This window comes from Arthrobacter sp. UYCu511, assembly GCF_040547105.1.
GTDB lineage: Bacteria > Actinomycetota > Actinomycetes > Actinomycetales > Micrococcaceae > Specibacter > Specibacter psychrochitiniphilus.
Genome location: NZ_JBEPPB010000001.1, coordinates 167,724 through 188,197, shown reverse-complemented (window position 1 = coordinate 188,197; position 20,474 = coordinate 167,724). Strand labels below are relative to the sequence as shown.

General features: G+C 60.6%; 16 protein-coding genes. 4 read left to right on the top strand and 12 right to left on the bottom strand.

The features are described from left to right. The 4 genes from ABIB48_RS00805 to ABIB48_RS00790 all read right to left on the bottom strand — a co-directional run bounded on the left by ABIB48_RS00805 (position 1) and on the right by ABIB48_RS00790 (position 8,944). Positions 1-2,826: an aconitate hydratase gene (locus ABIB48_RS00805; RefSeq protein ID WP_354211391.1), complete on the bottom strand. Its 2,826-nt coding sequence runs from the start codon at positions 2,824-2,826 to the stop codon at positions 1-3. Positions 2,827-2,894: 68 nt separating this feature from the next. After that, a complete protein-coding gene (locus tag ABIB48_RS00800; protein WP_354211389.1) occupies positions 2,895-5,513 on the bottom strand; it encodes an HAD-IC family P-type ATPase in 2,619 nt (872 codons plus the stop codon). A gap of 8 nt (positions 5,514-5,521) precedes the next feature. Next, positions 5,522-6,958: a class I SAM-dependent RNA methyltransferase gene (locus ABIB48_RS00795; protein WP_315915082.1), complete on the bottom strand. Its 1,437-nt coding sequence runs from the start codon at positions 6,956-6,958 to the stop codon at positions 5,522-5,524. Between the two features lie 15 nt (positions 6,959-6,973). After that, on the bottom strand, positions 6,974-8,944 hold the full coding sequence (locus tag ABIB48_RS00790; protein WP_245932147.1) for an APC family permease: 1,971 nt from the start codon (positions 8,942-8,944) through the stop codon (positions 6,974-6,976). A gap of 223 nt (positions 8,945-9,167) precedes the next feature. On the opposite strand from ABIB48_RS00790, the gene ABIB48_RS00785 reads away from it, so the two are divergent. Both ABIB48_RS00785 and ABIB48_RS00780 read left to right on the top strand, forming a co-directional pair. After that, positions 9,168-9,839 carry a potassium channel family protein gene (locus ABIB48_RS00785; protein ID WP_315915077.1) on the top strand — a complete coding sequence of 224 codons (672 nt, stop codon included), beginning with the start codon at positions 9,168-9,170 and terminating at the stop codon, positions 9,837-9,839. 1 nt (position 9,840) lies between these two features. Next, entirely contained in the window at positions 9,841-10,500 is a 660-nt protein-coding gene (locus ABIB48_RS00780) for a potassium channel family protein (RefSeq protein ID WP_110106097.1), read from the top strand. Positions 10,501-10,537: 37 nt separating this feature from the next. On the opposite strand, the gene ABIB48_RS00775 is transcribed toward ABIB48_RS00780, so the two are convergent. The 4 genes from ABIB48_RS00775 to dut are packed head-to-tail and all read right to left on the bottom strand — an operon-like array spanning position 10,538 to position 12,966. Next, on the bottom strand, positions 10,538-11,224 hold the full coding sequence (locus tag ABIB48_RS00775) for a DUF3159 domain-containing protein (RefSeq protein WP_354211995.1): 687 nt from the start codon (positions 11,222-11,224) through the stop codon (positions 10,538-10,540). Positions 11,225-11,251: 27 nt separating this feature from the next. Further along, complete coding sequence (locus ABIB48_RS00770; RefSeq protein WP_315915076.1) at positions 11,252-11,590, bottom strand: single stranded DNA-binding domain-containing protein; 339 nt, start codon at positions 11,588-11,590, stop codon at positions 11,252-11,254. A 2-nt stretch (positions 11,591-11,592) separates the two neighbouring features. Beyond that, complete coding sequence (locus ABIB48_RS00765; protein ID WP_110106096.1) at positions 11,593-12,402, bottom strand: DUF3710 domain-containing protein; 810 nt, start codon at positions 12,400-12,402, stop codon at positions 11,593-11,595. Positions 12,403-12,447: 45 nt separating this feature from the next. Further along, entirely contained in the window at positions 12,448-12,966 is a 519-nt protein-coding gene (dut, locus tag ABIB48_RS00760; RefSeq protein WP_315915073.1) for a dUTP diphosphatase, read from the bottom strand. A gap of 95 nt (positions 12,967-13,061) precedes the next feature. Between dut and ABIB48_RS00755 the strand changes: the two genes are divergently transcribed. After that, the gene (locus ABIB48_RS00755; protein WP_110106094.1) at positions 13,062-13,538 is read left to right on the top strand and encodes a DUF3093 domain-containing protein; all 477 of its coding nucleotides are present in this window, start codon (positions 13,062-13,064) and stop codon (positions 13,536-13,538) included. Positions 13,539-13,607: 69 nt separating this feature from the next. Here the strand turns inward: ABIB48_RS00755 and ABIB48_RS00750 are convergent, their stop codons facing one another. Beyond that, positions 13,608-13,868, bottom strand: a complete 261-nt coding sequence (locus ABIB48_RS00750) for a DUF4193 family protein (RefSeq protein ID WP_354211385.1) — start codon at positions 13,866-13,868, stop codon at positions 13,608-13,610. 259 nt (positions 13,869-14,127) lie between these two features. Here ABIB48_RS00750 and sepH point away from each other — a divergent pair, with 259 nt between their 5' ends. Next, positions 14,128-15,462: a septation protein SepH gene (gene sepH, locus ABIB48_RS00745; protein WP_354211383.1), complete on the top strand. Its 1,335-nt coding sequence runs from the start codon at positions 14,128-14,130 to the stop codon at positions 15,460-15,462. 305 nt (positions 15,463-15,767) lie between these two features. Here sepH and ABIB48_RS00740 read toward each other — a convergent pair whose 3' ends face one another. From ABIB48_RS00740 to ABIB48_RS00730, 3 genes are all read right to left on the bottom strand, one after another. Further along, on the bottom strand, positions 15,768-17,072 hold the full coding sequence (locus ABIB48_RS00740) for an alkaline phosphatase family protein (RefSeq protein WP_354211381.1): 1,305 nt from the start codon (positions 17,070-17,072) through the stop codon (positions 15,768-15,770). Continuing rightward, a complete protein-coding gene (locus ABIB48_RS00735) occupies positions 17,008-17,688 on the bottom strand; it encodes a DUF5998 family protein (RefSeq protein ID WP_110106090.1) in 681 nt (226 codons plus the stop codon). Before ABIB48_RS00735 ends, ABIB48_RS00740 begins: the two co-directional genes overlap by 65 nt. Positions 17,689-17,765: 77 nt before the next feature. Beyond that, a complete protein-coding gene (locus ABIB48_RS00730) occupies positions 17,766-20,441 on the bottom strand; it encodes a bifunctional acetate--CoA ligase family protein/GNAT family N-acetyltransferase (protein WP_110106089.1) in 2,676 nt (891 codons plus the stop codon). Positions 20,442-20,474 lie beyond the last annotated feature (33 nt).

Here is a 20,474-nt window from a genome sequence, read left to right as displayed (position 1 = left end):
CTAGCTTGCCGTGATCTGGCGCAGCACGTACTGCAAAATTCCACCATTGCGGTAGTAGTCTGCTTCACCGGGAGTGTCGATCCGCAATACGGCATCGAAGCTTACGGTGATGCCGTCTTCGCTCACAGCAGTGACCTTGAGCGTCTTAGGCGTGGTGCCGTTGTTCAGCTCCGTCACGCCTGCTACGGAGAAGGTTTCCGTACCGTTCAGGCCCAGGGAAGCAGCGTTCTGCCCGGCCGGGTACTGCAACGGCAGGACACCCATGCCAATGAGGTTGGAGCGGTGGATGCGCTCGTAGCTCTCGGCAACAACAGCCTTGACGCCCAAGAGCGCGGTGCCCTTGGCTGCCCAGTCACGTGAGGACCCGGAGCCGTATTCCTTACCAGCCAGAACAACCAGCGGTGTGCCGGCGGCCTGGTAGTTGACGGAGGCATCGTAGACGTAAGCCTGCGGGCCATCAGCCTGGGTAAAGTCGCGGGTAAAGCCACCCTCAACGTTGTCCAGGATCTGGTTGCGGATACGGATGTTCGCGAAGGTACCGCGGATCATGACCTCATGGTTGCCACGGCGTGAACCGTAGGAGTTGAAGTCCTTGCGGTCCACCCCGTTGGCCAACAGGTACTGGCCAGCCGGGGTCTCGGACTTGAAGGAACCTGCGGGGCTGATGTGGTCCGTGGTGACGGAATCGCCCAGCTTGAGCAACACGCGTGCCCCGGTGATATCTTCTACCGGATCAGCTTGCGCCTTCATGCCATCAAAGTACGGTGGCTTGCGAACGTAGGTTGACTTGGGATCCCATTCGAAGACGTTGCCTTCAGGAGTTTCCAGGGCCTTCCAGCGATCGTCACCGTCGAAGATGGTGGCGTAGGAGTTCGTGAACATCTCACGGTCAATGGAGGCATCCATGACTTCCTGGACCTCAACCGGGTTGGGCCAGATGTCCTTCAGGAAGACATCATTGCCCTCGGCGTCCTGACCCAAGGCATCGGCTTCAAAGTCGAAGTCCATGGTGCCGGCCAGTGCGTACGCGATGACCAATGGCGGTGAAGCCAAGTAGTTCATCTTCACGTCCGGGTTGATGCGGCCTTCAAAGTTGCGGTTACCCGAGAGAACAGCGGTCACGGACAGATCGTTTTCGGCAATGGCTGCCGAAACTTCTGTGTCCAACGGACCGGAGTTACCAATGCAGGTTGCGCAGCCGTAGCCCACTGTGAAGAAGCCCAGCTTCTCCAGGTACGGCACCAGACCTGACTTCTCGTAGTAGTCGGTGACAACCTTTGAGCCCGGGGCAACGCTGGTCTTCACCCACGGCTTGGACACCAGGCCCTTGTTGACGGCGTTGCGAGCCAATACGGCGGCAGCGAGCATCACTGAAGGGTTGGAGGTGTTGGTGCAAGAGGTGATCGAGGCGATTGAGACTGCACCGTGATCCAGCTCGAATTCAACGCCTGATTCGTTCTTGACGTGAATCGGGCTGGACTGACGGCCGTTAGCACCGCTAGCAGCGGAAACGAGCGTGCGCTCGGTGTCATGCTGGTGCGTGTCCGGGTGAGTGAAGGACGGGGCGTCCGAGGCTGGGAAGGACTCTTCCAAGGACTCATCAACTGTGTTGCCTTCAGCATGTGCATCAGCAGCAACGTAGTTGTTCAGATCCGAGCGGAACTGAACCTTGGCGTTGGTCAGCTCAATGCGGTCCTGCGGGCGCTTGGGGCCAGAGATGGAGGGAACCACCGTGGACAAATCCAGCTCGAGGTACTCGGAGAACGCGATCTCAACTGAAGGCTCGTGCCAGAGGCCCTGCTCCTTGGCGTAAGCCTCAACGAGAGCAAGCTGCTCTTCGCTGCGGCCGGTCAGGCGCAGGTAATCAACAGTGACGCTGTCAATGGGGAACATGGCAGCCGTGGAACCGAACTCCGGGCTCATATTGCCAATGGTTGCGCGGTTGGCCAACGGCACAGCCGCAACACCTTCACCGTAGAACTCCACGAACTTGCCAACAACGCCGTGCTTACGCAGCTGCTCGGTGATGGTCAAAACCACATCAGTTGCGGTGGCACCGGCCGGGATTTCACCGGTCAGCTTGAAACCTACAACGCGCGGGATCAGCATGGAGACGGGCTGTCCCAACATGGCCGCCTCGGCTTCAATGCCACCAACACCCCAACCCAGCACACCCAGGCCATTGACCATGGTGGTGTGTGAGTCGGTGCCAACCAGCGTGTCCGGGTAGGCGCGCAAGACGCCGTCCACCTCGCGGGTCATCACGGTGCGGGCCAAGTACTCAATGTTGACCTGGTGCACAATACCCATGCCCGGGGGAACAACCTTGAAGTCTTCAAAAGCGGTCTGTCCCCAGCGCAGGAACTGGTAACGCTCACCGTTGCGCTGGTATTCAATGTCCATGTTGCGCTCAACAGCACCTGAGTTGCCGAAGACGTCAATCTGCACGGAGTGGTCAATGACCATCTCGGCCGGAGCCAACGGGTTGACTCGGCTGGGATCGCCGCCGAGGTCCTTGACTGCTTCACGCATGGTGGCCAAATCAACAATGCAAGGAACTCCTGTGAAGTCCTGCATGATGACGCGGGCCGGGGTGAACTGGATTTCGGTATCGGGCTCCGAGTTCGGATCCCAACCTGCCAACGCACGAACGTGCTCGGCTGTGATGTTTGCACCGTCTTCGGTACGAAGCAGGTTTTCCAGCAATACCTTGAGGCTGAACGGAAGGCTCTTGGCGCCTTCTACCGAGTTCAGTCGGAAAATCTCGTAATCGGTTCCGCCTACATTAAGTACGCCTTTTGAACCGAAGCTGTCCACATTAGTCATCGATGGACTCCTCTCGCCACTACTTTTATCTTTGTCACGCACAGGACAGGATGCCAGTTAGGCACCCCTTACTCACGCTCTGAAACTGCTCCACGCTTCTTCAAAAAACGGTAGAGCAGTTCAACAGCTACGCATCCTGCGGCAGTTACCGCAATAGTAGCCGCTAACAGCCCACCACTTGGGATATCGAGGGCGAAGAAGTTGCGGGCGAACGGCACTGCCATGATCAACACAAGCCCCACCACCAGGGCGGCCACCAACAATGCCCGCCATTTATCGAAGGGCCGGGCCAGCGCCCCCAACACCCAAAGCGCCACCACCAGCACCGTCATGGTGGCAGCGGTTTGTGCCTCGCGAATCAGGTGTTCCCCGCTCAATGCCGGATTCGGGAAGGCACTCGCGTACCAGTACACGGCCATGATGCAGGCGGCCACAATGGTGCCGGAGGGAATCGCGAACATGAGTGTTCGCCGGAGAAATCCAGGCTGATAGCGCCGGGCATTGGGCAGTAGAGCCAGGAAGAACGCGGGGATGCCAATGGTCATGGAGCTCACAATGGACAGCTGGCGCGGCAGGAAAGGATACCGCCACATCAAGATGCCAATCGTGATGGAAATGATGATCGCATAGGTGGTTTTCGTGAGGAACAAATTGGCCACTCGTTCCACATTGGCAATCACCCGCCGGCCTTCTGCAACCACCGAGGGAAGGTGCGAGAACTGCCCGTCCAGGAGCACTAGGCGGGACACGGCCTTGGTGGCGGCAGCGCCGCTGCCCATGGCGATCCCAATGTCGGCGTGCTTCAACGCGAGGGCGTCATTGACGCCGTCGCCGGTCATGGCCACCACGTGCCCGCGGCTCTGCAGGGCCAGCACAATGGCCTTTTTCTGCTCCGGAGTGACCCGGCCAAAGACGCTTTCACGCTCCAGAACCAGGGACATGGCATCCACGTCATCCGGGAGCTCCCGTGCGTCATATCCGTCACCCTCGAAGCTAAACCCAACATCTCGGGCCACCGCGGCAACCGTTCGAGGGTTATCTCCTGAGATGATTTTCAGCTCCACACCCTGCTCCCGGAAGTACTCCAGCGTGGCCCCGGCATCGGGGCGGACCCGTTCACGGAACACCAGCAGCGCCACAGGCGTCAGGTCCGCAAGGCTGAAGGAAGCGTCCGACGCCGGATGGGCCGCCTGCTCCTGTACCTCCCGGTGGGCCGGCTCCTTCACATCCCGGTGGGCAAGGATGACAGCGCGCAGCCCACTGCCAGACGCTTCATCTGCGGCCGCTAACGCCTCCCGGTGGAGCCCGGCTGCCAGGACCACCTCCGGGGCGCCCAGCACCCATTCTCCCGCCGCAGGGCCGGCCCCAAAGGTGACGGCGCTGAACTTGCGGGCACTGCTGAAGTGCACCTCGGAGAGGGGAAGCTGCGCCAGCCCGTCCCGGTAGCTGCCAGCAAGGGCCAGGGCCGTGGCATTCGCGTTGGGGTGGACACTTTGCCAGGCCAGGACTTTTTCCCAGCCGGGAACGGCGGAAAAGACAGTGGTGCTGGCCAGTTCCATGTGCCCTTCGGTCAGGGTCCCGGTTTTGTCCAGGCACACCATGTCCACACGGGCCAGTCCTTCCACCGCCGGCAACTCCTGGACCAGCACTTGGCGCCGGGCCAGACTCACGGCGGCCATGCCGAAGGAGATGCTGGTCAACAGCACCAGCCCTTCAGGGATCATGGCCACAATGCTTGCCACTGCGCTGACCACGGCTATGCGCCATTGGCCCGACGCTATGGCCTGGGTCCAACCACCATGGGCACTCATCTGACCATTGATGACGAGCAAAATGATAGGGATCAAGGCCCACGCAATGTACAAGATGATGCGGTTGATGGAGTTGCGGATCTCAGAGTTCACCAGCGAGAAACGCCGCGCCTCGGCGGTCAACACCGAAGCGTAGGACTCGGCGCCCACCCCGTGGACGCGTGCACTGGCGTACCCGGCCACAACAGCCGAGCCGGACAATGCTGTGTCACCAGAAATTTTGATGACGGGATCTGCCTCCCCCGTCAGCAGCGATTCATCAATTTCTAAGGCGTCTGCCGCCAGGATGGTGGCATCCGCCGGGACTTGATCCCCCGTGCGCAACAACAGCACATCATCATGAACCACGTCAGCTACGGCAATGGCAACCTCCGCCCCGTCCCGGAGTACTCGAGCCCGCGGGGCGTGCAGGACGGCGAGCCTGTCCAGCGTGCGTTTGGCCCGGTACTCCTGCACCACTCCGATGGCGGCATTGGCCACCACAATGAACCCAAACAACGCATCCCGCGGGTCCCCCACCAGTAACACGAGAAACAGAGCGCTGCCCAACACCGTATTGAACAAAGTGAAGACATTGGCCCGCACAATGGCCCAAATGCTGCGGCTGCTCTCATGCGCCACAGCATTGCTGAGCTCAGCCAGCCGACGTTCCCGGACCTGAGCCGCGTCCAGACCATTCGTGGCCAGGCGTGCGGGGTCAACCGGAGCCAGAGCAGCGCGCGCCGCTGCCATGGCGGCGCGGCGGTGTGCCTCACGCCGTTCGGCAATCAACGTACCTTTGGGTTTGTTGCGGGTCAGGTCCCGGCGGGCCAGCTTGTGGTTCTGTACAACCTTGACCTGCTGGGCCGCCATTTCCTTGCGGGCCTGCTGCTTCACGTGGGTTCCTAGGCGTCTGACGGTTGAGGGAGGCTCTTCACTGGCACCAACAGGGCCACAGTTTCAACGTGGTGCGTGTGCGGGTACAGGTCAAAGGCCCGCAAGGATGCCAGCGCCCATCCGGCATTGGCAAAGTACTTGACGTCGCGGGCAAACGCGGCCGGATCGCACGCCACGTAGGCAATGGCTCGCGGCGAGGTGGCAACCAGTGCCCGGACCACAGCTTTTCCGGCACCTGCACGGGGCGGGTCAAGCACCACGGCGTCAAACCGGCGGCGCTGTCCTGCTGGGGTATGTGAGCCCCTGGAGGAGGTGCCCAGGATTCGCTCCACCCGGCCCTGCGAAATCTCTACCTGCTCGCTGGCGTGCAGGTTCTTGCGTGCGTCGCGGCTTGTGCCGGCGGATCCTTCCACGGAAAGCACGCTGCCCTCCGGGCCCACAGCATCAGCCAGGGGTGCCGTGAACAGGCCTGCTCCTGCGTAGAGGTCAGCTACATCGGCGCCGTCATCTAAGTATCCGCCTTGCAGCAAGGCGCCCAGAGCGGCATCCGTGAGAACTTTGGGGGCGCGGCGGTGAATCTGCCAGAAGCCGTCGCCCGTGACCCGGAATTCGTGGTCGTCTGTGGTTTCCTTGACCCAGCCGCGCCCATTGAGCACCTCAATGGCACTGTTTTCCGGGTTCCAACGGGCCACCGAGGGCGCGTTTTCAAGGGCAGCCAAGGCGCGTGCGACCCGTTTGACAGCGGCCCCGGCAGCCTTTTCGCTCAAGGTGGGCTCCGGTGCCAGCAAAACCAGTACGCCTGAGCCATTAGCGGGAGCGGCAACTTCTATCCGCTCAATGCCGGTGAAGTCCAGTTCCCACAGACGGAGCTCGTTGATGGCAGGCAGGGCCAGTGGCATGTCATGGATGGGCACAATGGTGTTCGAGCGGTGCGCGTGCATGCCCAGCTTGCCGGAGCGGGTCACAGCGAATCCTGTGCGGGTCCGCCAGCCCAGGCCGGAGCGCTGATCAGCAGTGCCGTCCGCATCGACATCTTCCACCCCGGCGCTGAACAATGAATCGAGCTGCTCCGTGGCGATCCCGCCCAAGCGTTCGAGCTGTTCGCGCACCACAGCGGTTTTGAGGGCAAGCTGGCCGGACCGTGAAATATGGCCAAATTCGGCTCCCCCCACGGGCGCTGTGGAGCGCGCGCCAGCCCGCAAGGAGTCAGCTTCGGGCCAAAAGTGGGCTACGCGATCGGGTGAGGCCACCACAACATTGGTGACGTCGGCGCGCCAGAATTTGGCGTCGGGTTCGTTCTCAGTCAGCGTGATCTCAACGGTTTCGCCGGGAATTCCGTGGCGCACAAAGATGACGCGACCCTCATGCCGGGCGACGCAATGGCCGCCATGGGCCACTGGCCCTACGGTAACGCTCAGTCGGGGACTGCTGGTGGGCTCACTCATGTGCTCTACGCTCTTCTACTCTTGGTACTTCTTCGCGTCAGTGGAGGACTTCAGCTGCCAAGGCACACTGGCCACCACCACGCCGGGTTCAAAATGCAACCGCGTCTTAATCCGCAGGGCAGTCTGGTTATGCACCAGCTGCTCCCACCATTTGCCCACCACGTATTCCGGGATGTACACCACAATCAAATCGCGCGGGGAATCCCTGCGCATGGCCTTGATGTGGTTGATCAGCGGCGTTAGCGTTTCCCGGTACGGGCTCGCTAACACAGTCAACGGTACCGGGATGCGCAGCCGCTCCCAATCCGCAATGGTCGCTTCCGTCTCCGCGGGGTCCAGATCCACCGTGATCGCTTCCAGCGTGGAGGGCCGGGAAGCACGGGCAAAAGCAATAGCACGCATGACAGGCTTGCGCACGTGCGAGACTAAAATCACAGCGTGAATCCGGGCTGGGAGCGCCTTAGTGGCGGAGTCTGTCTCCACCGCCAGCTCACGGGCCACGTTGTCATAATGCTTGCGGATGCTTGCCATGACAGCAAACAGGGCCGCCATGGCGAGTAGCGCAATCCAGGCTCCCTGTTCAAACTTGGTGATCAGAACAATGATCAGCACCGTCAACGTCATACAGAAACCAAGAGAGTTAATGACCCGTGAACGCATCATTTTGAACCGTATGGTCTTGTCCTTGACCTTGAGCAATTCTCGGCTCCAGTGCCGCACCATGCCCAACTGGCTGGCCGTGAAGGAGATGAAAACGCCCACAATGTAGAGCTGAATCAGCCGGGTCACATCGGCGTTGAAGGCAACTATAAGAACCAGTGCGCCAACAGCGAGCAGCAGCACGCCGTTGCTGAACGCAAGCCTGTCTCCGCGGGTGCGCAGCTGGCGGGGCAGGTAGCCGTCCTTGGCAAGGATGGAAGCAAGCACTGGGAACCCGTTGAACGCCGTGTTGGAGGCGAACACCAAGATGGTGCCTGTGGCAGCCACAATGATGAAAAACGGGATGGACCCGGCACCGAATATGGTGGCCGCAATCTGGCTAATGGAAGGGTTTTGAACATAGTCAGCAGGTGGAGCTACTCCATTGACTAAGAATTCGGTGTGCGGATCAGCCACAATATGAACGCCCGTGGCGTTGGCCAGGAACAAGATGCTAGCCATCATGCCCGCAGCGATGGCCCCGAGCAGCAGCAGGGTGGTGGCAGCATTTTTACTCTTGGGCTTGCGGAAATTGGGCACCCCATTGCTGATGGCTTCAACACCTGTAAGAGCTGCGGCGCCGGAGGAGAAGGCTCGCAGGAGCAAGAAGGCACCGGCCAGTCCCACCAGACCCTGGTTGAAGGCGGCTTCGGGAACAATCTCAAAATCGGCCGACGGCGCCCGGCCCAGCGTGCCCGTAGCCGCCTGAAAAAGACCCGCCGCGGTCATGGCGAAGATGCAGAACATAAAAATGTAGGTGGGCACGGCAAAGACCGAGCCCGCTTCGCGAATGCCGCGCAGATTCACCAGTGCCAAGATGATGACACCCACCACGGCGATCACCGTTTGCGTTCCATGCCAGCCAGGAATGGCGGTGGCTAGGTAGTTAGCGGCCGATGACATGGACACGGCCACGGTCAGCACATAATCCACCATGAGCGCGGAGGCCACTGTGAGGCCGGCATTCTTTCCCAAGTTGACGGTGGCGATCTCATAGTCACCACCGCCTGAGGGGTATGCGTGAACGTTCTGGCGGTAGGAGGCAACCACCGTTAGCAGCACCACCATGACGGCCAAGCCCACCCAGGGAGAAAGCGCCACGGCCGCCACCCCCGCTAGTGCCAGGGTCAGCAATATTTCATCCGGGGCATACGCCACAGAGGACAATGCGTCAGAGGCAAAAACCGGCAGGGCAATACGTTTGGGCAACAGCGTGTGATGCAGCGTATCGCTGCGGAACGGGCGGCCCACAAGAACCCGCTTGAACGCGTTGAAAAAATTCAGCACGCGGGTAACGCTAGCACCAGTGACGGCACCAGCGCCCCTATCCGGGTGCCGGGTCGCCACCATGACACACTAGTGACATGCCAGGATGCGCCATCGGCTTCGAGCCGGACTTGACCGCGGGGCCCTGCAGAGCATGAAATTGTTATCCGCACGGCTTAGAAAAGCCATGCATACAAGCGGAACCTGGAAAAAAATTCCGGGCCCGCCACATCAGGGAGCGTCAATGGCACATTTCGTGATCATGGGTTGCGGACGAGTGGGTGCAACCTTGGCCCATACATTGGAGGACTCGGGCCATTCGGTGGCAATTATTGACCAGGATGAACGGGCGTTCCGGCGTCTACGCACCGGTTTTGGTGGCCGAAAGATCACAGGTGTCGGTTTTGACCAAGACACCCTCAAGCAGGCCGGCATTGAGGAAGCCTACGCTTTTGCCGCTGTTTCCAGTGGCGATAACTCAAATATTCTCGCTACTCGCGTGGCCAGGGAAACTTTCCATGTGGAACACGTGGTGGCAAGGATCTACGATCCCGGCCGGGCCGAGATATACCAGCGCCTAGGCATCCCCACGGTGGCTGCCGTGCGGTGGAGCGCAGATCAGGTGCTGCGGCGCATCCTGCCGGAGACTGCCATCAAGGGCGACTTCCGTGAACCGTCCGGGCGCCTGCTGCTGTGTGAGCTCTCGCCAAACGCGCAGTGGATTGGCTGTCATCTTGTGGATATGGAGAAAGCCGCGAACGTTCGGGTAGCCTACTTGACCCGCTTCGGGGAGGGCATTTTGCCCGGCCCTGATACCAGCTACCAACAGGGCGACACCGTCCATGCCATGGTGGCCAGCGCCCGCGTAACAGAAGTTGCGCGCATCCTGGCAGCAGCACCCGTGAAGGAGTTTTAATATGCTTGTTGTCATTGTCGGTGCCGGCAGCGTGGGCTGTTCCATTGCCAAGGAACTGCTGTCCCACGGTCATGAGACCCTACTGATCGATCCCAAACCTGAAGTGATTGGCAAGAGCGGGCTGCGCGGCGCCCGCTGGCTGGTGGGCGACGCCTGCGAAATCAGCACCCTACGTGAAGCGAAGTTGGAAGAGGCTGATGTGGTGGTTTCGGCCACCGGTGATGACAAAGTCAACCTGGTGGTTTCACTGCTTGCCAAATCTGAATTTGGTGTGGGCCGCACAGTGGGCCGGGTCAACAATCCCAAGAATGACTGGATGTTTGATGATTCCTGGGGTGTGGACGTGGCCGTCAACACTCCGCGCCTGATGACAGCACTCGTAGAAGAGGCCGTGGAGATCGGAGACCTGGTCCGGCTACTGACGTTGCAAACCGGTGTGGCATCTCTGGTGGAGTTCACGGTTCCTGGTGACTCGCACGTGATTGGCTCAACCGTGGGAGCCATCATGTGGCCACACGATTCCTCGCTCGTGGCTATTTTGCGCGATGAAGCCCCCATCACGCCCAGCCCGGATGATGTGGTGGAAGCCGGAGATGAGCTGTTCTTCATCACCACCATTGCGGCCGAAAATGAACTACGAACCCTGCTGGTAGCCCGCTAACTGCGCTGCTGCCCTGCCCCGGCGCCCGGACTTGTCTCTAGAGTTCTATGGACTTGTTCTCGGTGACGGGGCGGCTGACCAGCCAGGCGATCCACAGCCCGAAGGCATAAAGTGGCACACCCATGATCAAGCGCATGGCTCCGAGCGCATCCACTTGCCCGGCAAAGTACAGCGGCAGTTGCACCAGAAGCCGGGCACCCATGACAGCCACAATAATCCACGTGGCCACACGGTAGGCGCGGAGCCGTTCTGGTTGCGTCCGCCAGCGCACACCCTCATTGCGGGCGTAGCCGAACAATAGTCCAAGAACCGGCCAGCGGACTGCGATGGAGACCACCATGGCGGCGATGTAGGCGGCGTTGGTGTAGAAACCCACAGTATAGAAATTCTCGGCCTTGCCGGTTTTCATTGCCAAAAAAGCTGATAGCGCGACGCCGGCAATTCCGGCCAGCGCCTGCGTCAAGGGAGTGCGCTGGATCAGCCGGGCCACCAGGAACACGGCAGCCATGGCCACCGATCCCACCAGGGCAATAGTCAAATCCCGGGTCACGGTGAAAGCCACCAAGAACACCAGCCCCGGCAAGACACTTTCGGCAATGCCTCTGATGCCACCGGCTGCGGCGAGGAGATCTATGTGGCCGTTTTCCTTACGGACCAGTGTACTTTTCGCCGCCATTTCCTGGGCAATCTCGGCAAATCCGCCACTCGGCTTGGGATCTGGCATATTTTCTTCGGGGCTCTGCTGACTCAACTAGCTCTCCTGAATTCCAATGATCTCGTAGCGTGGGTTGTACATGGTGGGCAGTCCCTCGCGCAGGGAGACCATACCCTCAACACGGAGCCGAACGCCGGCGCTAATGCCAGGGACACGCCGTCGTCCTAGCCACACGATCCGCAGACGGTGGTTGCCTGGACCTTGGGCCGCGCGGTGAAAATCCGTATCGCTGAGAATCGCCGTGAAAGCGGGTGTGGCTGTGGCCGGGGGGATCGTAACGGCGTCGATGATTCCCCCGCACACCGCCCTGCCGCGGGCCGGCAGTTCCGCAATGGGGATTGCTGCCGGCCAGTCACCTTGCTCAGTAGTGGCCAAGGCTAACCGATCGTGGTGATTTCCGGACCGCGCTCCAGCGGGGAACCACCTTGAGCAGAGCCCATGTCCGGGCCGCTGGTAGCGGGTGCGGAGGCCATGGCGTCCTTGGGAAGGCGCAGGAGCAAGAGATCGCGCGGAGGCAAGGGCACCTCGCCGCGGACTACAACCACGCCACGGAACAAGTCTTCCAAAGGCAGCGCAGCTTGGCTATCAACAGCTGCAGCACCGCCCAAGACGCCGCGGAGGAACCAGCGCGGGCCGTCAACACCAATGAAGCGGGCAACCCTGAATCCCCGGCTGCCATCATCACTCTGGGCAGGTACCTTCGCCAACACTTCCTTACCGAAGGTACCGTCGAGAATCTCAATTTCGCCGCCCTGTGCACCCACCGAGAGGCCAATCTGCTCACGAATGTCTCGCCACAAGGGCTCCGAACGTGAGGCCGCAAACGCCTGGAGCTGCAGGCTGGAACCGTTCAAATCCAAGGTGACCGCAATAACGCGCTGGGTGTTCTCTTCAACTTCAAGGCGAAGCGAGAGGCCCTCCAACGGGGTCACCATCAATGCGCCCAGATCCACGTAACCGTCCGTGGTCTCGATTTCGTCAACATCGAGGGGGCCATGGAGATCTCTCTCGTACACCGTGTCTGCCGGGTCCGGAGGCAGCGCAACAGCATCAGCCGATGGCTGTGCTACTTCTGCATCTGCTATTTCTGTGCCAGCGTTCTCGGCGTCCTGTGTGTCAGCTTCGGAGACAAAAGGCACCGGAGCCTCGGAACTGCTCTTATTTTTCTTACCAAACCCAAAAGCCATGGGAATTAAGACTCCTTGTCAAGGATGGAAACTGCGGATCAGCAGTTAGTTGGGTGCTGGTGGATTCGTGGACGGGGAAAAACCGCCGGTTGAGCCGAAGCCACCGGTGCCTCGCACCGAATCGGCGAGTTCGTTCACGGCAATGAACTGGGCGGTTTCCACGCGTTGAATCACCATTTGTGCAATTCTATCGCCCCGTGACAGGGAGATGGAATGATGCGCATCGGTGTTCAGCAGGGTCACGGAAATCTCTCCGCGGTACCCTGCGTCAACAGTTCCAGGACTGTTGACAATGGTCAGGCCATGTTTGGCAGCCAACCCGGAACGTGGGTGGATCAAGGCAACAAAACCAAAGGGCAACGCGATACTCACTCCTGTTGGGACAAGCACACGCTCCCCCGGGGCCAGCACCAGATCAATGCGGCTGCGCAGGTCCGCTCCAGCATCGCCCGGGTGGGCGTAGCTGGGAGGTTCAATCCCGGCGTCGAGCATGTGCAACTGCACTTGAACTACGGAGCTCTGAAGATCGGTGGCGGGGTTGGCATCAAAAGTCTCATGGGTCACAACAGAACACTCTATCTTGAAGCCGTGGCTCCCGCCTGCGGGCAATAAGGGCACCTCAAGGTGAATTACGGGGCGAAAGATGAAAAGCTTGACCCATGTCATCTCAATCGCCACAAAGCTCCACCTCCGCAGCCACGGCAAACTACACCGAAAAGCTCTGGCCAAATTTCTGGGGTTGGGTGATTGTGCTGGGTCTCTCGTGTGCAGGAATCCTGATCTTCATTCCCATCAGCCCCACGGCGGGCTTCGTGGCATTTGCCGTGTTGCTGGCCCTGCAGACGCTGGTGCTCGTGACAACCACACCCACCATCGCCGTCACACCGGAGACCCTGCAGGTAGGCCGGGCACAGATTGAGCGGCAATTTGTGGGAGAAGTCAGCGTCTACTTCGGCGACGACGCCACCGATCAGCGCGGCATCAAACTCAACGGCTTGGCGTATCTGTGCATCCGCGGCTGGATCAAGCCCGTGGTGAAGATTGAAATCACGGACCCGAATGACAGGACCCCCTACTGGTTGGCGTCCTCTCGCAACCCTGAACACCTGGCGGCGGCGCTGCGAGCTGGCCGCTAACTAGAAAAATACCCCGGGAAAACTGCTCGTTGAGCATTCTCCCGGGGTATTTTTCTGCCATAACGCGGCCTATCCTTCGCAGTCCCGGCAGTACATGAGGTTCTTGCTTTGCTTGGCCAGCTGGGAGCGGTGCCTGATAAAAAAACAGCTGCTACAGGTAAACTCGTCTGCCTGTTCGGTCAGGATCTCCAGGGCTTGGTCATCAGGAGCGTGCTCGCCACCGGGCAGTTCGTAACTTTCGGCAAGCTCACTCTCGCTCAGGTCGATCACCGCTACCGGCGAAGCGGTGGCGCGGGGGGCCCTGTGGTGCTGGCGGGTGCCGGTGTTCATGTCTGTTCCCTCACTCTGTGGCCAGATGCAACTCTGGATTAATACAGCAAACACCCTAAAGGAAGCCAGCGGCTCTACTGCCCAACAGAGCTGCCGAGTTCGCAGCAGGCTTAAGTTTGACCCTCTATGAATGCGCTATCGGGAAAAACTTGACCAAAATCGTAGCCATCTCACGCCACGCCTAGCGCGGTAGTAGGATTTGCCACGCATCGGTGGCAAAGTCTTGAACTGAACTAATAAGAAATTTTTGGAGGACGGCATGGCTGATTTACGGCTGGTGGGTGTCCACGACGACGGCGAACATCTGCTGCTCAGTGGTCCTGATGGGGACAATTACCTACTCCCCCTGGATGAGGCACTGCGCACAGCCGTGGGCCGGACCAGCCAACGCGCACCCAGGCTTAACCAGCCCGGTGCTCGCATGACTCCGCGCGAAATCCAGTCACTGATCCGTGCCGGATCCAACGCCAGCGACGTCGCTGACCAGTCGGGGCTGACGCTTGAACAGGTGCGCCGCTATGAAGGTCCCGTCTTGGCGGAACGTGAGTACATTGCCAACCAGGCCCGAGCTGTTTCTGTAGCAACTTCCACGCAGCACACGGAAAACTACTCCTCCTCCATGGCTCAGGAACCCACCACGCTCGAGGAGATGGTTCTTCACCGTCTCTCCGCTTTCGGCATCGAGAAGGCCTCGCTGCGATGGGATGCTTGGCGTGACCACGCCGGTGCCTGGACCATCAGCGCAGACTTTGAGCCAGGCACCGAATGGGCTGCCAGCAGCATTGGCCAAGCCCCTCCAGCCTTGTGGAGCTTCCACGCCGGACGCAAGTCCTTGAAGAACGCCAACCGCTGGGCACAGCAGCTCAGTGAACTTGAGCCGTTGGACAGCCCTGTGCCGGAGCGCCGGCTCAGTGCCGTTGCCGACAAACCGTTCGATGTTGAGGCGGAGGCCGTTGCGGATCCGCACTCGCCGGAGTCCTTTGACGGCGGCGATGGCGCCGAACCCGAGCACTCCCCCGACGCCTCCTCCGAAGCCGTCGTCAAGGAACAGGACTCCAGTACCGGCTACTCGGGGCACGGTTTCTTGGACATGCTCCGTTCCCGCAGGGGTGTTCGTTTGGGCATTGACGAGGACGGCGACGACGAACTCGCAGCCATGCTGGGAACCCACGTTCCTGGCGCTCACCCTCGCGATGAAGCCCGTTACTCTCTAACCACGGATACGCAGGAGCCCGCCAGCACCACCCAGGGCACGGACTCCCCCAGCGATCAAGTGAAGAAGATGCCTTTTTTGCAATTGGCACCCCGATTGGTTGAGGACACGCACGTTGGCAGTGTTGCCGAGGTCAGTACTGAGACCCGGGAGATTGTCCTTTCCGGCGAGCCGTTGGCCCGTCTGAAGCCGCTCCAGGAGCCGGCAGCCCCCGAGTCGTCTGAGTACAGGGCTCCCTCCGCTGGGCCTCTCGAAGCCGCTGAGAGTGGGCCCAGCGATAGCGAAGTTGCCGCACGCCTGGAACGCAAGGCTGCGGCCAAACCCAAACGGTCCAGCGTGCCCAGCTGGGACGAGATTGTCTTTGGCACCAAGGGTGACTGAATCCTGATCCACCGAACCGCTCCCGGCTGCCGAACTCCTGGCGGCCGGGGGCGGTTTTGCGTTGCTGCGCCCGCTGCGAGCTTGCGCGTGACGGGTTGGCGGAGAGGGTGTGGGTGGGGCCACGCGCCCGAGGGACCCGCTGCGAGCTTGCGCGTGACGGGTTGGCGGAGAGGGTGTGGGTGGGGCCACGCGCCCGAGGGACCCGCTGCGAGCTTGCGCGTGACGGGTTGGCGGAGAGGGTGTGGGTGGGGCCACGCGCCCGAGGGACCCGCTGCGAGCTTGCGAACAGTGGGAGGGTGTGGGGACTAGCGGCGTTTGCCCTTGGCTTTTTTCTCTGTGACCGGGATCCGCAGTAGCGGCACTTCCCTTTCGGCTTTGGTGATGGAGCCGTGCTGGCCCACCACTCCCATGGCTTGGACGCGAACGCGGCGCAGATCATAGAATGCCACTGATTCACGGGCCAGGATCAGCACGTCACCAATGCGTGCGCTGACGCTCTCGCTCACCTTGCCAAAGTAACCTGCCGTGATGGCTTGTTCCCTGGTCAGTACCCATGCTTTGTTCCGGAAGTGTTCCAGCCAGGCAGCCACGAGCCGGTCCCGGCTTTCCTCGGTTGTTTCGGGTTCAAGGTACAAGTGGACCATCCGGGGTTCCCCGGCGGTGTGACGGACGTTCTCCACCAAGTCCGGGAAAACAGAATAGTCAATCCGGTCTGAGTAGGGGATGTCAATCATCCCGTGATCGGCCGTCAACAGGATCAGGGTGTCCGAAGGCGCCGTTGCCGCTAGACGTTTCATGCCGGCGTCGAGCTCTTCCAATTGCCTCTCCCACTGGGGCGAGTCTGCGCCGTAGGCGTGCCCTGCCTTATCTAGTTCGCTCCAGTAGAGATAGACGAGTGCTTTGGGTGTGGCCGCCAATGCCGCGGCCGCCGCTTCCACTCTCGCGTGGGTGGAGGTGGCGCCCTTGAAGTTGCTTCCTCGCAGGGCCGCGCGTGTCATGGCTGAGTCGGCAAACTTAGGCAGGCTGACGGTGGTGGCTGGTACGTCTTGTGGCAGTGTTTGAAAGACTGTTGGAATTGGTTGCCACAGCAGCGGGTCTACGCCACCGTCCCAGTTGCCCAGCAGATTCACCACCTTGTCCTGGCGTGGATCAAGGACGTCATACCCCACCATGCCGTGTTGACCCGGTACTGCCCCCGTACCCAGTGCCGTCAACGAGGTGGCTGTGGTGCTGGGAAATGCAGCGTGAAGGGTACGGGGGTGTTCGCCACCGGAATCGGCGGCCATGACCCCGCGGAGGAACGGCGCATGGGAGGCGCGCTTCTTTAGCAGTGACTTCCCCAACCCATCGACCAAGACCACGCAGATCCGCCGGGCAGTGGGCAGTCTCAACACGTTGTTGTAGGACTCCGCGCCAAGCACGGCAGCGGCACTGGTCAGGACATCACCAACGCTGGCTTTGCCGTACTCGGGTGCGGCCGGCAATGTTGGCTGGCTGGCAAGGAGGGATTCGCTGGCGAGCGTGGTCTCGGGAACACCCACGGCGTTATCGGCGGTAATGGGAGCGAGCCAATCGTGCGCCGAAGGCAGGGAACCGGCCGGGTCCCGCATCGAGATGAGCTGGCGTACCGGTCCTGGTGTTCACGGCACGCAGGGCACGGGCGAAGGCTTTGGCATCCGCCACGGCCTGCAGGCCCTCAGCCTCGGCGCTGATGCGCAAGGCGATGTCTTCCTGGGCGATGCTTCCCGAGTAGCCATGGTCGGCATCGCATTCGGCGTCCCCGCACGACGCCGGTCCCATTTCCACCCGCTGGCCCCCGGACCAGGCAATTGACAAGGTCAGCTCACGGGCCTGATCGGAGCTTCTGTAATCCTGAGGTTGAGCGTAAATGTAGCTCAGTACCACCGATTTGATCTGGCTGACGGGAACCGACTCCGTGGAGACCTGTGCCACCATCTGCTCTCCAGAGTCATCTAGCTGGTGATCATCAACGTGCGTGATCACCAACATTTCTGGGGTCAGTACCAAAACGGTAATGTGCCGGTGCACTTCAGTACGGTCAAAGTGGGTTTCCAGATGTACCAGGTGGGACAGCGGCTCCTGATTATCCAAAGCATCATTGACCACGTCGGCAACCAGCCGGGGATAAAAACCAGAGCGCTGTAACGCTGATTCCAAATCGCGGCCCTTGATGTTGGCCGGTACACCTGCTCCAAAGCTGTTCATGGTCCTTATTTTCGCACTTTGCACGGAGCGTTGCGAACTGACGCCGTGAAACTGCTCAACACCGTGGAATTACCCACCTAGGACCTCATGGCGCGTCTGGCACTGTCAGTGCGTTGGGCGGAGTTTCCGATCCGCACGTCCACGGCCAACACGGTCACCGTGGTGGGTCCAACAAGGATGGGTTTGAATTCTATGAGCGCCACTTCTGGATGTTCATCCTTGAGCATGGCAACACGCGCCACCAAATCTTCCAAGGCAGAAATATTTCCTGCTGGCAGCCCCTCATAGCCAAAAAGTTTCACGGCTGCCCTGGGCGATCGGATCAGGTCCGCCGAGTCACAGGCGGAAAGGGGCGGCACCCTGTGCGCCCAGTCATCGAGGAGGTTGACGGCGTCCCCGGACAAGCCGAAGGAAACCACCGGTCCCAACAGTGGATCTTCAATGGCGCGCAGTGTGCATGACTGCCCCACTTCTGCCATGCTCTGCACTTCCAAGTTTTTCTCACCGTATGGTTCAAGAAATTTGCGCATTTGCACAATATTGCGGCGCAGCGAATCCGCGTTTTCAATATTGATCCGTACACCTCCCAAATCCAGGCGGTGGCGCAGACTCGGATCTAAGGTCTTGATCGCGACAGGCCAGCCCAGACGTTCGGCGCCGGCCACAGCCTGGTCTTCGCTACCGAACGGCACGGACTCCAAGACCTCAATGCCGTAATGGCCCAGGAGTTCCCGGGCCTGATCGGTGCTGAGGGTGCGCAGTTGCGCGCCGGCAACGTCCTTTAGCCACGTATCCAGCAGGGCTTCAGCAGCCTGTGGGTTGACGCCGGCGGGTGGCTCAAAAACGGATGATTCCAGTGTTAGCCAGTGCGCATAACGCGTGACCGCAGCCAGTGCCGCTATGGCTGCTCCGGGATTGGAAAACGCTGGCAGCGCCCCGGCCATTTGCCGGTTCACGTGAATACTCACATCCACAATCCCAGTAAACACGGCAAGGACGGGTTTACCGGATTCCTCCGAACAGGCCTGCAGCGTCTTGGCGATGGTGTCCACGGGAAGCCCCACCACGGGCAAGAGCGTCACTATGGCCGAATCGGCACCCTTCTTCCCCAGAGCTGCCAGAACGGTCCTCTTGAGCAGAGGCAAAGCCCGCGACTGGCCAATGTCCAGCTCCAGAGCCGCCTGCATCTCCACCACCGTGAGCCCGTTCTCCTCGGCTGCATCAGCCACCACTGTGCCGAGAGCCCCGGAATTGGAAAGAATCGCCAGTCCCGGCCCCTTGGGCAGCGGCTGCCCCACCATGATCTGCGCCACATCGGAAAGTTCTTCAATGGTGTTCACCCGAACCACGCCGGACTGCCTGAGCATGGCGTCCAGGGCACCAGCCGGGGCCTGGGTGGTACGCACGGCGTGCCCCGGAGGAAGACGCAAGCCAATGGAATCCGACTTCGCTACAATGACAGGTTTACTGCGGGCCAGACGGCGCGAAATACGAGAAAATTTGCGCGGATTTCCAATGGATTCAAGGTACAGGGCGCACACAGTGGTGTTGGGGTCATCTTCCCAGAACTGCATCATGTCATTGCCCGAAACATCCGCCCTGTTTCCGGCGGACAACACGGTGGACATGCCCAGGCTGCGCCTGCTCAGGGAGGCGAAGAGGGAGACGCCCAGCGCCGCTGATTGGGTGAATACTCCGAGGCCGCCCTGCGTGGGCAGTTCTGGCGCCATGGAGGCATTGAGCAAAACGGCGGGGTCGGTGTTGGCCAGGCCCAACGACGCCGGCCCCACCAGCCTCATGCCGTTGGCTCGGGCCTGGCGCACCAGGTCCCGCTGCCGCGCAAGGCCGCGTTCGCCGTCGTCCCCGAAACCTGCCGTGGCAATGACTAAGCCCCGCACCCCTGCACGACCGCACTGTTCAATGACGCCGGGCACCTGATCGTAGGGGACGGCAATGACGGCCAAGTCCACAGGCCCGGGAACCTGGGCAATACTGCCGTAGGGCATCATGCCCGAAACCTCCAGCGCATCCTGGTTGACCGCATAGACGGCGCCCGTGAACTTACCTTCGATCACATGCTCCAGTAATTGCTGACCAACACTGCCCCACTCCCGGCTGGCCCCAATCACAGCCACCGAGGTGGGTGCTACCAACCCGGCGACGCTGAGCGCCTCGGCTCGGTGTTCGCGAGATGCCATGACGGCCCGGGATTTTTCTGTGGGGTCAATATCGAATGACAAGGAGATCACGCCATCATCAAAGTGCCGCTGCACCTCATAACCGGCCTCGGAAAATACCTGCATCATTTTTCGGTTCTCGGGCAGGACCTCGGCGGAAAACTTATCGATCCCGTTTTCGCGGGCCGCAGCGGCCAAGTGTTCCAATAGGATAGAGCCTAGGCCACGGCCTTGATGCGCGTCCGAGACGTTGAAGGCCACTTCTGCCTCGGTGGGCTCATTCAAGCGGTCATAGCGACCGATGCCGATGATTTCCCCGCCGCGGGTGATCACAAAGGCCACACGGTCGTGATAGTCCAGCTCCGTGAAACGGCGCAGCTCCTTGGCCGTAAGTTTGGACTTGTAAGTGAAAAAACGCAGGTAAATGGAGTTTTGCGATTGCGCCATGTGGAAAGTCTGGACGGCCTGCGCATCATCTGCCCGCATGGGACGCAAATGTCCTGTGCCCCCATCGCGAAGAACAACATCGGCTTCCCAATGGGCCGGATATTCGGGCGCTAGCTCTGGCTTCACCATAGAATCACTGTACCGACATGATGCCTGTTTTGG